Origin of the sequence: Desulfoferrobacter suflitae (assembly GCF_022603395.1) — a bacterium.
Classification (GTDB): domain Bacteria; phylum Desulfobacterota; class Syntrophobacteria; order Syntrophobacterales; family Syntrophobacteraceae; genus Desulfoferrobacter; species Desulfoferrobacter suflitae.
The window spans coordinates 190,580-203,381 of record NZ_JAIBKA010000005.1; the positions used below are offsets into that span (position 1 = coordinate 190,580).

Consider the following 12,802-nt stretch of genomic DNA (forward strand, 5'->3'; position numbering starts at 1 on the left):
GTTGTGTCAACCAATTTTATCACATCTTCTCGGGGGCATTCACACCCAACAGGGACAAAGCATTGGCCAGCACGATGCGCAATGCGGCGGCCAAATAAAGCCGTGCCTGTGTCAGATCCGGATCGTCCCCCAAGATGCGATTCTGATTGTAGTAACTGTGAAAGAGTGCAACCAGTTCGTTCAGATAGTAAGAGATTCGATGAGGTTCCAGGGTCTTGGCCGCACTTGCCAGGATCTCCGGATATTCCCCCAGCATTTTGATGATCTCCAGCTCCTGGGGCAGAACAAGGGGTGCGAGATCAGGATTTGCTCCTCCATTGAGCCACTCGCACGGCACCCCCCGTTCCCTCGCGACCTCAAAGATGCTGCACAGACGGGCGTGCGCATATTGCACGTAATAGACGGGGTTGTCATTGCTCTGCATTTTGGCAACTTCCAGATCAAAATCGAGCGGACTGTCCGAGCGGCGCGTAAGGAAAATGTAACGGGCAGCATCTTTGCCCACTTCATCGATCACCTCACGCAAGGTCACGAACTCACCGGCGCGGGTGGACATGGCAACCGGCTTTCCAGCTCTCAGCAGGTTAACCAACTGCACAAGAATGATTTGCAGATCCGACCGTTTACGACCGAGTGCTTCAATCCCGGCAAGCATCCGTTCCACATATCCATGATGATCGGCGCCCCAGATGTCGATCACCGTGTCGAAGCCTCTCTCGAACTTGTCCTTGTGGTAGGCGAGATCGGCCGCAAAGTAGGTGCTCAGACCGTTTGCCCGAACCACAACCCGGTCCTTTTCATCGCCGAACGCCGTACTTCGAAACCACAGAGCGCCCTCCTGCTCGTAGATGTAGCGGTTGGCTTTGAGGGTCTCGATGGTGCGTTGAATGGCGTTTTGACTGTGCAGGGTGGTTTCGCTGAACCACTGATCGAAACGCACCCCAAAATTGTCCAGATCTTCTCGAATGCCGGCCAAAATGCGGTCGCCCGCATAGCGTGTGAAGTCAGGCAATACCTCATCCAGCGGCACCTTGTGGTAACGGGTCCCCACCTCTTCTGTCAGGTCCCGGGCAAGCTCCATAATGTAGTCGCCCTGATAATGACCGTCGGGAAAATCAACCGGCTCTCCCAGAGCCTCTTGATAACGGTAGTAAAGGCTGCGCCCAAGGGTGTCCATCTGATTGCCGGCATCGTTGATGTAGTATTCACGCTCCACCGCGTAGCCGCAGAAGGCCAGGATGGCGGCCATAACATCGCCCGTGGCGGCGCCGCGCCCATGCCCGATATGCAACGGTCCGGTAGGATTGGCACTGACAAACTCCACCTGCACTCGTTTGCCCTTGCCAATCTCCTGATAGCCGTATTTTTCCGCTTGTGCATGGACCTCGACCAGCTCTTGATGCCACGCCCCGGGTTCAATAAAAAAATTGAGAAAGCCCGGCCCTGCGATCTCCACTTTGCTAATGAGGCCTTCGCTCATTTCCATGTGCTTCACGATTTCCTTGGCGATCTCCCTTGGATTCCGTTTCAGACAGCGGGTCAGAGAAAGGGCTATGTTACTGGCGTAATCGCCGTGTTGAGATATTTTGGGAATTTCAAGTTCAACGCAAGGTGGGGATTGGTCGGATAGTCCACCTGAGTGACAGATGGGCACAATCGCTTTATTCAGGATTTCCAGGATGCGGTTCCGCATGAGCGCCATAGAAGACAATTCTCCTTAACTTTCAGCTGACGTCCATCTGGAAGCTCCATAGTGCCTCTTACCCTGTGAGCGAGAAGTCAGCAGACACCCCGACCCTCTTCCTCCAAAGAGCTGCCGTTTCCCGACGGAGACCAGCTAAGGTTTCAATAAAGTGCAGAAATCTCGAACACGACTTATAACCAGTGCCTGGAACACGGTCAAGTGGCTTTGATCTTTATGTTTTCACGTTGAGGAAACGAGACCGACAATGCCCATCCAGTCTCCGGCGACGTCACAGATCAGCTGCTCCATTGAGGAAATATTTGAAACGATGCCGCCCGATACTGCAATAGATTTCATAACTGATGGTGGCACACGTCTGGGCAATTTCTTCTGCGCTGATGCGGTCGTCCATCTGCTCCCCCAGCAATACCACCTCATCGTCTTCCTTTGCCTGCCGGACATGGGTGACATCGATGGTGATCAAATTCATCGACACCCTGCCCACAACCGCCGCCCGCTGACCGCAAACCAATACCTGCCCCTGGTTGGAGAGCAACCGTGGATAGCCGTCGTCGTAACCCACGGGGATGGTGGCAATGCGGCTGGGCTTTTCAGGGAGGAAGGTCCTGCCGTATCCTATGGGTTGTCCGGCCGGCACATCCTTAAGCTGCAAAATCTTTGCTTTAAGGCTCATGACCGGCTTCAGCCGGGCGGGAAAATGAAGCTCCTGGGAGGGAGGAGAACCGTAAAGCATGATTCCCGGTCTGATCAGTTGAAAATGCGCATGCGGCAGATCAAGCAGGCCGGCGCTGTTGGCAATGTGGATAAACTGAACGGCATGACCACGCCCTGCAAGTTCGCCCAACACCTCTCTAAACCGACTCAGCTGAAGCTCACTGTAACTCTTGTCCGATTCGTCAGCTGCAGCAAAATGGGATAGAATCCCTTCCAGTTTGATGCCCGGCAAAGCCAGCAGCTTATCAAGGAATGCCGGGGCTCTTTCATAGGGAACACCCAACCGTCCCATGCCGGTATCGACTTTGAGGTGGATCTTTGCTTCCGTGTCCAATCGACAGGCTGTTCTACTCATCAGTTCGGCGTGGTCCAAACGGAACAGGGCAGGTCGCACCTGCTGCCTTATGGCCTCCTCCATGTCACACGGCTCAATGCCCGACAAGACCAGAATGGGGTGGCGTATGCCGGCGACCAGCAGTTCCTGAGCCTCCCAGAACTTACTCACAGCCAGAAAATGAACCCCACCCGAGACCAGTTCTCGAGCGATCGGCAACATGCCATGGCCGTAGGCATCCGACTTGACCACACCGATGATCTGGGTACGCGCCGACATGCGCTTGCGCACCTGCAACAGATTGTGGCGCAGCGCCGCGAGATCAATTTCAACCCAACTTAACGGCATTGTTCCTCTCCATTCCTGCGGGCAAAACAGTGAATGCTTTGCAATGACCAAAAAATATGTTAGGCGATGCAAGACCGAATGCCAAGAAAATCCTTAGGTGGGATCTGGATGGTATGTTTGCCGGAACTATTCTGACCGTAATCGGGTTGATTTGCTTCTTTGAAGGGTTGCCTTACCTGGCTTTCCCGGATGGTTTGAAGAAGGTCATGCAGCAGATGATCCGAACTCCCAGCCGCATCCTGCGCGTGATGGGCGCGGCGCTGATGATTTTGGGTCTGCTCCTGGTGTATTGGGGTCAACACCATGTCCGGTGACAATCAAGCTGCTTCCTTTGATCTGCAGGCATACCAATACCATCTCCCCACTGGCTTGATCGCCCAGCATCCCCTCGAAAAGAGAGATGAATCGCGCTTGCTGGTGATGCAGCGCCGCAGCGGCAAACGGGCTCACCTGCAGTTTGACAGCATCTGTGACTTTTTTCAACGGGGGGATGTGCTGGTGGTGAACGACACTCGCGTTGTTCCCGCCAGGCTCTACGGGAACAAAGAAACGGGCGGATTCATCGAACTGCTCGTTCTGGATCCGCACAAGGCACCGGAGGAGGGAAGGCGGGAGGGTTACACATGCCTTCTCAAGTGTGCCAAAAGGCCTCGCCGGGATAGCCTGATCTTTCTGCCGAAGGGCCTTCGAGCAAGGATCCAGAGCGACCCCAAGGACGGTACGGCGATTGTTCGCTTCTTGACTTCGCAACCTTTGCCGCAAATCCTGGAAGAGATCGGCTCCGTACCGCTTCCCCCCTACATTGATCGCAATAGGGATGAGGTCAATGCTGCGGACAGGCACTGCTACCAGACCGTATACGCCTTGAAACCCGGCGCAGTGGCAGCCCCGACGGCGGGTCTCCACTTCACCGCCGAACTGTTGGACAAATTACAGAACCAGGGCGTAGAGATTGTTACGGTGACCCTTCATGTGGGTTACGGCACCTTTGCTCCGCTGCGTGTTGCGGATATCCGCGAGCATCGCATGCATTCCGAATATGCAGAGATTCCCGCAGATTCGGCGGAACGGATAAGGTCGGCGAGAGCGCAACGCAGACGGGTTATCGCCGTGGGCACGACAGTGGTTCGGACTCTTGAATGGGTCGCCAGCGAATTCGGTGAAGTGGTTTCTTATGCGGATTGGTGTCGGCACTACATTTATCCAGGTTATTCGTTTCGGGTAATCGACGCAATGGTCACCAACTTTCATTTGCCCGGGTCGAGCCTGTTGCTTCTGGTGTCGGCCTTTGCAGGTCGGTCGCAGATTCTCTCCGCATATCAAGAGGCGATCGGGCTGGGCTATCGGTTTTTCAGCTACGGCGATGCCATGCTGATTTTGTGAAGAGAGTTAACTAACCAGCAGCTCAAGGATCGTGTGCACAGCAAATGGAATTTGGCATTATCGCTTGTGATGGCAGCAGCCGGGCTCGTCGTGGCCGCATGACAACCGCTCACGGGGTAATCGAAACTCCGGTCTTTATGCCCGTGGGAACCCTGGGCTCGGTCAAGAGCCTGACGCCGGATGAGCTGGAAGAGCTCGGGGCCCGGATCATACTCGGCAATACGTATCATCTCTATTTGCGCCCCGGCGTCGAGAGGATTCATCGACTGGGGGGCCTGCATTCCTTCATGCATTGGAATCGCTCCATTTTGACCGACAGTGGCGGGTACCAGGTTTTCAGTCTTGCCGGAATGCGCAAGTTGCAGGAAGATGGAGTGCTCTTTCAATCGCATATCGACGGCTCGCGCCACATGATATCACCGGAAATCGCCATGCAGGCTCAGATGTGGCTGGGGGCGGACATTGCCATGTGCTTCGACGAGTGCACCCCGTATCCGGTCACCCGCCAGTATGCACAGGAATCCATGCAGTTGACGGTGCGCTGGGCGAAACGCTGCAAAGCAGCGCATCATGCGTCTCAGCAGGCGTTGTTTGGCATTGTGCAGGGCAGTGTGTTTGCGGATCTCAGATTGGCCTGTCTTGAGGAGCTCATGAAGATCGACTTTGACGGATATGCATTGGGAAGCTTGTCCGTGGGAGAACCCAAGGAGCAAATGCAGGCCGTTTTGGAAGCCCTCACGGAAACCATGCCGGTTTCCCGACCGCGCTATCTGATGGGTGTCGGCACTCCGGAAGATTTGGTCGAGGGAGTGAGCCACGGGGTGGATATGTTCGACTGTGTCATGCCAACCCGGAATGCGAGAAACGGAATGCTTTTTACATCGTGGGGGAGCATTCAAATCAAGAACAGTTGTTACGTGGACGACGACCAACCCATTGCCGCAGACTGCGGCTGCTACACCTGCAGGCGCTTCTCGCGGGCCTACCTGCGTCATCTATACATGTCGCGGGAACTTCTCGCATACCGCTTGAACACCATACACAATCTTTTCTATTATTTGAATCTTATGCAAAACATGCGCACGGCCATCGAGGAAAATCGTTTCAGCGAGTGGAGGAAAAGTTTTTACAGTCAACGACGCCTCTGAACATCTGTTAAAAATTATTAAACGTTCACCTCTTGGCTTTATGAATTCACAGATTTGTGTTAAAGTCCATGCGCTTATCGTTCAACTGTTAAATAATAAATAACATTGTTAAAGGTGCGGTGCGGATTCTGCCAAAGGAGGGATCACATCACTATGGATGGTTTATACACTTTTCTTATAGGACCGGCCCTTTGGGTGACTCTTGCTGTTTTTGCAGGAGGATTGATGTGCCGCATCTTTTATCTTTATGGGTTAAGCAGAGAAAGGGACAAGGTTTTTTACAACCACATGAACTGGAGCTGGGCGTGGCGCTCCATAGGACACTGGATCATACCCTGGGGGAGCGTTTCCATGCGCAAGCAACCGATTTTCACGTTTGCTTTCTTCCTGTTCCATGTCTGCCTGTTTGCAGTTCCCATATTTCTCTCGGCGCACAATCTATTGCTGGAAGAGTGGGTAGGATGGAGCCTGTGGACTCTGCCCGATAGAGTGGCAGACGCGCTGACCATCGCGCTGATGGTCACGGTACTTTTCTTATTCTTGAGGCGCCTGGTCCGGCCCGAAGTTCGGATCCTCACAACGGCGTGGGACTATGTTCTGCTGACGATGACATTGTTACCGTTTTTGACCGGTTTTTTGGCTTATCATCAATGGGGACCGTATCGGCTCATGCTCGTTTTGCACATATTATGCGGAGAAATTCTACTGTGGGTGATACCGTTCAGCAAACTGAGCCATGTCCTTTTGTGGTTCTTTTCCCGTTCTTTTATCGGATTTGAGATGGGAGAGCGCCGCGGCGCGCGTTCCTGGTGAGATTTCGCAGGGCGCTGATGGCGAGGTGATTGTGCAAGATTTTCTACGGCTCATGCATCAAAAGGAGCTTAATAGAATATGAGTGAATCGATCGACAAGCCTGTTGATGTGCAGCAGATCAAAACATTATTGGAAGCAAACAATGGGGCACGCATCAAAACATGGTTGAGTATTTGTTCCCGATGCGGCCTTTGCGCCGAGAGTTGTTTTTTTTACCTGGCCAATGACCGAGATCCACGCCTCAGTCCCGCCTATAAGTTCAAGAACACGCTGGGATTAATGTATCGCAAAAAAGGCAATGTCGATCGCGAATTTCTCAAGAAATGCTATGACATCATCTGGGGGGAATGCACCACCTGTAAACGCTGCTCCATGTATTGCCCGTTTGGAATCGATATTGCCACTTTAATCGCTACCGCCAGATCCATTTGTTTTTCCCAGGGGATTGTACCCGAAGGACTGGCGAGGACTTCGGCGAACTACCGCGAGACCGGAAATCAAATGGGCATGAGCACTGAGGATTTTCTCGAGACGTGTCAATGGATGGCGGAAGAAACGGCCGAGGAGATTCGCGGCCTGACAATCCCGATCGACAAACCCGGCGCCAAGTACATGTACACCGTCAATGCCCGAGAGCCCATGTTCTATCCACAGGACTTGGCGATGGCAGCGCAAATATTCACGGTAGCGGAAGAAGATTGGACAATTCCCAGCAGCGGATGGGATTGTACGAACCTGGCGATGTTCGCCGGGGATAAGGCGCTCGCCGGGCATGTCGTCAAACTGATGTACGATAAAGCGCTGCAACTGGGTGTGGAGAAAATCCTCATAACAGAATGCGGACATGCTTATCGCTCAGCAGCTTTTGAAGGCCCCTATTTTGCCGGGTGCACCGGCGGCAAACCGCCCGTGGAAATAGTGCATTCGGTAAGACTTTTCTATGAATATTTGCGGGACGGGCGAATCAAAATCGATCCCGACAAAATTTTGACGGAGCCGGTGACCTACCAGGATCCCTGCAATGTTTCGCGCAATGGCGGCCTTTGGGAGGAAGGCCGCAAGATCATACAATTTCTGGCAGAAGATTTCAGGGACATGAGTCCCAACCGAGAGCACAACCATTGTTGCGGAGGTGGAGGAGGATACATCCCCATGGGCCCTGAATTTAAAAAGCGCAGGATGCTTTCCGGACGGGTCAAGGCCGAGCAGATACGCAATACAGGGGCCAAAATAGTGATCACCCCGTGCCATAATTGTTTCGATCAGGTCAATGACCTGAATAAAGAATATGATCTGAACGTCAGAGTGTTGAGCTTTAAGGAAATCATTACGGAAATTATGATTGTTCCGGAAAAGTTCCAGCCAGTGGACGAAGAAGAAGCGGGTGATGATGAGTAACGATCATCCCGAACCGGCCGGGGGAACTGAACTGAACGACTCTGTGCAGGGCGGCGGGCACTGATGAGAAGACACGCGATCCGCGGCGGTTGCAGAGACATTGCTGGAGGGGGACGACCCATGAGGTGTGCTAGAGGTTTTGCGTGTGCTCTGATGTTGATTTTTCTATTCGTGTCTCCTGTTGTTTCTCAAGACGAAATGATAGAGCTGAATAGTGAAGAACTGGGAATTCACCAGCGACCGTTCGTTCAGTTTACCCACGAGCAGCATGCAGCGGTTATTGAATGCCTGCGGTGCCACCATGACCTTGATAACTATGGAAACAATCTGGGTTCGGAAGGACAGCCCTGTTCCGACTGTCATACCGGCAATCCCGGCAAGAACCCGGTGCCTCTCCAGAAAGCCTTCCACATGCAGTGCAAATCCTGCCACGACCAATTGCTGGCCAGAGGAACTCCGGGCGGACCGCTCATGTGCGGCGAATGTCACAAGAATAAATGAAATGAATTGAAGAGTTTTACGCGCCAAGTCAGGCAGCTTGAGACAGCAAGCCCACCATATCCAGGCACCAGACATCCCCAAAATACCCGGCGACAACACCTGCCGGATGAGACCACCGGCCTCAAACCCATATTCCCCTGTCTCGATTTTGCTGATCTCCCCCCCTAAGCATCCGTCATGCTTCCCCATTAACGCCAAGGGGGTATTGAAGAGGCATGATAATACAGGTCTGGCCCGACAAAATCGCAAAATTTGGGCTTGAGTTAGTTCTCTGAGTTGTGTTTATTTTCGTTTGTTTGCTAGATTGATGGCGGGGACTGCAAGGCAGTCCCCGCCATCACCTCAATTCCATCTTTATGTGGAGAGCGAGTTTGCGGATAATTTTTCCAGGGTAATGCACACCTTGCCCATAGGAGTCTGATTAACAATGCTGGTTCGACATCATTCCCAAACAATGCCGCCAAGGCGGCAGAAATCCAGGGATGTGCTGCATTCCGGGATGCCTGCGCCTTGCCCGAAATCCGCACCGCGATTCTTGCGAAGGACCGGGCAGGCTGCCGGCCCGATTCTCGGACAGTCTCCAGACGGACGTCTGCAACGGGAAGATAACCTCCACCTATGTTAGCTTGAAGATTAACAAGTATAAGGAGCTTTTAATGGAAAGGACATTGTCCATCATCAAACCGGACGGCGTGCAAAGAAATCTGATAGGGGAAGTGGTCAAGCGCTTCGAAAAAGCCGGAATTAGAATCGCTGCCATGAAAATGTTACGGTTGACCAAACAGCAAGCAATGGGATTTTATAAGGTACACCAGGAAAGACCCTTTTTCGAAAGCTTGACCGATTTCATGTCTTCCGGGCCGGTGGTCGTGATGGTGCTTGAGGGCGGGGACGTCATTCAAAAGAATCGCGATCTGATGGGCGCCACTAATTATAAGGAGGCTGCCGAGGGAACCATCCGCCATGATTTTGCTACCGATATTGAAAAGAACGTGGTCCATGGATCCGACAGCCCGGCAACTGCAGCAACGGAAATAGCCTACTTTTTCAGTGAGCTCGAGATCTGCCGGTGAACGTTCTAAAATCCGACCGGGCTGCGGACGGCGGACAGCAGCCCGGTGGTTCCCGGCTTGTCTTCACCGCCTCTGGGGTGTTGGGTCAGTTCGTATATGCAGGTTTTTTCGTTGGGGGGAAATCTATGAGAATCCATAAATTGCAGCAGAAGGTTGCTCTGGCGACACTCGTATTTTTTTTGAGCGGGGGATGTTTTCAGACTGCTGCCCGAACCGATGCGACGTCCGGTTTGACCGCACCACCGATGATTGTTCCTTATTACGAACCTCCAGAACATGCGAATCTGTGTGGAGAACCCGTCCCCCTGCATCGTCCCGACGTGCGCGAACGCTTGGACCGGGAGTTTGCCATTGTGGTTTACGGCCATGCGCAAGTCTATCTGTGGCTGAAACGCATGGAACGTTACTTTCCATGGATTGAACGGCAGCTTGCTGCACAGAATCTGCCCGACGATCTCAAGTGGGTTGCCGTTGCCGAGAGTGATCTGCTCTACACCGCCCATTCTCCGGCAGGTGCTGCCGGACCCTGGCAATTCATCTCAAGTACCGGCCTGCGATATGGTCTGGCCCAGTCTACCCACATCGATGAACGGCATGACTTCGAGATGGCCACGCAAAGTGCCTTCAATTACCTGAAAGACCTGTACGGCATGTTTGACAACTGGACTCTCGCCATTGCCGCCTATAACTGCGGGGAAGGACGAGTCAAACGGGAGATGGGCAATCAAAAAGTGGCCGATTATTATTCGCTGAAACTGCCGCTGGAAACCGAAAGATACATTTTGAGGATCGTTGCCATCAAGGAGGTTCTGAGTCATCCCGAACGCTACGGTTACATGTTTCCCGAGGGAGCCGGCTACCCTGAGCTTGCGGTCGACCAGGTGACGATCAATTTTGCCAATGCAGTATCGATTCAGTCGGTTGCAGAAGCGGTGGGTACCACCTACCGGAAATTTAAGATACTCAATCCTGCCTTCAAATCGGACAGAATTCCTGCAGGTACCTATGCATTGAAGGTCCCTGAAGGCAAAGGAACGGGTCTGCAAGAGCGGGTGGCTGCGCTGAAACCATTGTATGAACCACCCAGAGAGCCCAGGCAAAAGGTCATTCAGCATAAAGTGAAACGCGGCGAAACCCTGATCGGCGTAGCCAAGCGCTACAACGTCACTTTAAAGGACATTAAGACGTGGAATAAAATGACGAAGAACAGCATCCAAATTGGGCAGGTTCTCAAGATAATCAAGTGACTCGCGGCCCAATGAATTGTCTTGACAACGGCGGTCGCTGGAACTAGCATCCGGATGTTTTCTAACATGTTAATAATTCAATAGTTTTTTGGTGGCATGATGACTCTATACAAGATCGCAGCGGAACGTATCGCGCGCAGCCGTCATTTGATCGCTCTTACCGGTGCCGGAATTTCTGTAGAAAGCGGCATCCCGGACTTCAGAAGTCCCGGAGGACTTTGGTCAAAGTACGACCCAATGGAATACGGGCACATCGAATCGTTCAGAAGGAATCCGCAGAGGGTTTGGCAGATGCTCCTGGAAATGGATGGGTTGCTGCTGGGTGCCGATCCAAACCCGGCTCATTTTGCCCTGGCTGATCTGGAAAAGCGCGGTTTACTGAAAACCGTCATCACTCAGAATGTGGACAGTTTGCATCAGCGGGCGGGAAGTGTGAACGTGATCGAATTTCACGGCCACAATCGCTCGCTTCGCTGCGATTCATGCGGCAAGCGATACAGCCGCAAGGATGTGCTGCTGGCGGTCATGCCCCCGTGTTGCCGGTGTGGGCTCCCATTGCGGCCGGACTTCGTTTTTTTCGGAGAAAGTATTCCCGCGACAGCCCATGGGGAAGCCATGCTGGCGGCAGAGAACTGTGACATGATGTTGATCATCGGAACTTCTGCAAGCGTTGCCCCGGCGTCATTCTTACCCACATCAGCCAAGCGCGGGGGCGCTTATTTGCTTGAGATCAACCCCGATCAAACGGAACTTTCTTTTCACCTGAGTGATTTGCACATAGCGGAACCCGCCGGGAAGGCACTGCCGGCAATCATTGAGGAGTTAGATCAACTGGGATCTGAGGAAACAAAGTCATGCTGAACGGTTTATTGCCCCTGGCCCACGCTGCCGTCGAGTCAGTAGGCGCTCCCTATCAACGGGGCGGAAACGGCGTGCTGGATATGATCGGCCATGCAGGGCCCATGGTAAAATTTGTTTTGATCGCCTTGCTGGTCCTGTCAATCGGCTGCTGGTGCGTTATCGCGCTGAAGGTACGGTTGCTGCGCAGAGCGCGCAGGGAATCCGACCAATTTATCGAGCTGTTTCGACAACGCAAGAACTACGGGGTGCTCTATCGCGATGTGCAACTCCTCGAGGACAGCCATCTCGCTCAAGTATTCCGGGTGGGCTACGCTGAACTGAACCGTTTGAGCAAATCCCTGGAAGCAAGGAACCTGCAGGACGCTCGCATGAATCCTGAGATGCTTCTGGAAAATGTGGACAGGGCAATGCAGGGAAGCATCATGTCCGAGTCTCAGCGCTTCGATCGATTTTTGCCGCTGCTCGCCACCACCGGCAGCACTGCACCTTTCATCGGTCTGTTTGGAACGGTCTGGGGAATCATGAGCAGCTTTCAGGAGATTGGATTGAAGGGGGCAGCCAATCTCGCCGTGGTTGCGCCGGGGATTTCGGAAGCCCTGGTGGCCACCGCCATGGGTCTGGCAGCCGCCATTCCCGCTGTAGTTGCCTACAATCACTTCTCCAATCGAATTCGTTCGCTGGAAAGTGAGATGAACCACTTCGCCGCTGATTTTCTCAACATTCTCAAGCGCGATATGATGCGGCGCACCAGGCAGGAGGAAATGCACATCGGTCAGCGGCTCGTGGTTCAGGAGTGAAGTCACTATGCAAGTGAACGGTACCCATTCGAGAAGCAGGATGGTCAGTGAAATCAACGTGACTCCGTTTGTCGATGTCATGCTGGTGCTGCTCATCATATTCATGGTGACGGCACCCCTGATGACCCAGGGGATCGACGTCAAATTGCCCGAGACGGCGGCACCGGCCATTCCTTCAGAGAAAGAACGGCTTATGGTCACCGTTTCCAAGGACCGCAAGGTTTACATCGACGATTATGCAGTCGACCTGGAATCACTGGGGCCGAAAATTGCGGCAATCTATCAAAACCAGCAGGGCCAACAGGGTGTTTTTTTACGAGCGGACGAAAGCCTGCCCTATGGCTTTGTCGTCAGGGTTATGGGAACGATACGCGAGGCCGGAATAGACCAGATTGGCATGGTTACGGAACCGCTCACCGGCCTGACGACGGGTGATTTGACCGAAAAGTGACGATGCGATCTACCCGCTGGCGCGCAGCG

General features: G+C 53.2%; 13 protein-coding genes. 11 read left to right on the forward strand and 2 right to left on the reverse strand.

Features of this window, described 5'->3' with window-relative positions:
* Nucleotides 1–19 precede the first annotated feature (19 nt).
* Complete coding sequence (gene argS, locus K1V27_RS10590) at nucleotides 20–1,693, reverse strand: arginine--tRNA ligase (protein WP_435051667.1); 1,674 nt, start codon at nucleotides 1,691–1,693, stop codon at nucleotides 20–22.
* Between the two features lie 280 nt (nucleotides 1,694–1,973).
* Nucleotides 1,974–3,101 carry an alanine racemase gene (gene alr / locus K1V27_RS10595; protein WP_258929965.1) on the reverse strand — a complete coding sequence of 376 codons (1,128 nt, stop codon included), beginning with the start codon at nucleotides 3,099–3,101 and terminating at the stop codon, nucleotides 1,974–1,976.
* Between the two features lie 113 nt (nucleotides 3,102–3,214).
* Between alr and K1V27_RS10600 the strand changes: the two genes are divergently transcribed.
* The 11 genes from K1V27_RS10600 to tolR all read left to right on the forward strand — a co-directional run bounded on the left by K1V27_RS10600 (nucleotide 3,215) and on the right by tolR (nucleotide 12,773).
* Nucleotides 3,215–3,415: a DUF2065 domain-containing protein gene (locus tag K1V27_RS10600; RefSeq protein ID WP_258929966.1), complete on the forward strand. Its 201-nt coding sequence runs from the start codon at nucleotides 3,215–3,217 to the stop codon at nucleotides 3,413–3,415.
* Nucleotides 3,405–4,484, forward strand: coding sequence for a tRNA preQ1(34) S-adenosylmethionine ribosyltransferase-isomerase QueA (gene queA / locus K1V27_RS10605; protein WP_258929967.1), 1,080 nt, complete (start codon nucleotides 3,405–3,407; stop codon nucleotides 4,482–4,484). The genes K1V27_RS10600 and queA overlap by 11 nt, the downstream gene beginning before the upstream one ends.
* A 44-nt stretch (nucleotides 4,485–4,528) precedes the next feature.
* Entirely contained in the window at nucleotides 4,529–5,632 is a 1,104-nt protein-coding gene (gene tgt / locus K1V27_RS10610; RefSeq protein WP_258929968.1) for a tRNA guanosine(34) transglycosylase Tgt, read from the forward strand.
* Between the two features lie 153 nt (nucleotides 5,633–5,785).
* A complete protein-coding gene (gene tmcC, locus K1V27_RS10615; RefSeq protein ID WP_258929969.1) occupies nucleotides 5,786–6,445 on the forward strand; it encodes a TmcC family electron transfer complex membrane anchor subunit in 660 nt (219 codons plus the stop codon).
* 78 nt (nucleotides 6,446–6,523) lie between these two features.
* The gene (locus K1V27_RS10620; protein WP_258929970.1) at nucleotides 6,524–7,843 is read left to right on the forward strand and encodes a (Fe-S)-binding protein; all 1,320 of its coding nucleotides are present in this window, start codon (nucleotides 6,524–6,526) and stop codon (nucleotides 7,841–7,843) included.
* A gap of 198 nt (nucleotides 7,844–8,041) precedes the next feature.
* A complete protein-coding gene (locus K1V27_RS22785; protein WP_353740562.1) occupies nucleotides 8,042–8,344 on the forward strand; it encodes a cytochrome c3 family protein in 303 nt (100 codons plus the stop codon).
* Between the two features lie 656 nt (nucleotides 8,345–9,000).
* Nucleotides 9,001–9,417 (forward strand): nucleoside-diphosphate kinase, encoded by a 417-nt coding sequence (ndk, locus tag K1V27_RS10630; RefSeq protein WP_258929972.1) that lies wholly within the window; start codon nucleotides 9,001–9,003, stop codon nucleotides 9,415–9,417.
* A gap of 125 nt (nucleotides 9,418–9,542) precedes the next feature.
* Complete coding sequence (locus K1V27_RS10635) at nucleotides 9,543–10,664, forward strand: lytic transglycosylase domain-containing protein (RefSeq protein ID WP_258929973.1); 1,122 nt, start codon at nucleotides 9,543–9,545, stop codon at nucleotides 10,662–10,664.
* Nucleotides 10,665–10,763: 99 nt separating this feature from the next.
* Complete coding sequence (locus K1V27_RS10640) at nucleotides 10,764–11,525, forward strand: SIR2 family NAD-dependent protein deacylase (RefSeq protein ID WP_258929974.1); 762 nt, start codon at nucleotides 10,764–10,766, stop codon at nucleotides 11,523–11,525.
* Nucleotides 11,519–12,322 (forward strand): protein TolQ, encoded by an 804-nt coding sequence (gene tolQ / locus K1V27_RS10645; protein ID WP_309574011.1) that lies wholly within the window; start codon nucleotides 11,519–11,521, stop codon nucleotides 12,320–12,322. The genes K1V27_RS10640 and tolQ overlap by 7 nt, the downstream gene beginning before the upstream one ends.
* A gap of 7 nt (nucleotides 12,323–12,329) precedes the next feature.
* Nucleotides 12,330–12,773, forward strand: coding sequence for a protein TolR (gene tolR, locus K1V27_RS10650; protein WP_258929975.1), 444 nt, complete (start codon nucleotides 12,330–12,332; stop codon nucleotides 12,771–12,773).
* Nucleotides 12,774–12,802 lie beyond the last annotated feature (29 nt).

Excerpts from the sequence above, each read along its gene's own strand:
- tgt (WP_258929968.1), top strand. The coding sequence starts at position 4,529 with ATGGAATTTGGCATTATCGCTTGTGATGGCAGCAGCCGGGCTCGTCGT.
- tolR (WP_258929975.1), top strand. The coding sequence starts at position 12,330 with ATGCAAGTGAACGGTACCCATTCGAGAAGCAGGATGGTCAGTGAAATC.
- K1V27_RS10620 (WP_258929970.1), top strand. The coding sequence starts at position 6,524 with ATGAGTGAATCGATCGACAAGCCTGTTGATGTGCAGCAGATCAAAACA.
- ndk (WP_258929972.1), top strand. The coding sequence starts at position 9,001 with ATGGAAAGGACATTGTCCATCATCAAACCGGACGGCGTGCAAAGAAAT.
- queA (WP_258929967.1), top strand. The coding sequence starts at position 3,405 with ATGTCCGGTGACAATCAAGCTGCTTCCTTTGATCTGCAGGCATACCAA.
- K1V27_RS10600 (WP_258929966.1), top strand. The coding sequence starts at position 3,215 with ATGTTTGCCGGAACTATTCTGACCGTAATCGGGTTGATTTGCTTCTTT.
- K1V27_RS22785 (WP_353740562.1), top strand. The coding sequence starts at position 8,042 with ATGATAGAGCTGAATAGTGAAGAACTGGGAATTCACCAGCGACCGTTC.
- tolQ (WP_309574011.1), top strand. The coding sequence starts at position 11,519 with ATGCTGAACGGTTTATTGCCCCTGGCCCACGCTGCCGTCGAGTCAGTA.
- K1V27_RS10640 (WP_258929974.1), top strand. The coding sequence starts at position 10,764 with ATGACTCTATACAAGATCGCAGCGGAACGTATCGCGCGCAGCCGTCAT.
- K1V27_RS10635 (WP_258929973.1), top strand. The coding sequence starts at position 9,543 with ATGAGAATCCATAAATTGCAGCAGAAGGTTGCTCTGGCGACACTCGTA.
- tmcC (WP_258929969.1), top strand. The coding sequence starts at position 5,786 with ATGGATGGTTTATACACTTTTCTTATAGGACCGGCCCTTTGGGTGACT.
- argS (WP_435051667.1), bottom strand. The coding sequence starts at position 1,693 with ATGCGGAACCGCATCCTGGAAATCCTGAATAAAGCGATTGTGCCCATC.
- alr (WP_258929965.1), bottom strand. The coding sequence starts at position 3,101 with ATGCCGTTAAGTTGGGTTGAAATTGATCTCGCGGCGCTGCGCCACAAT.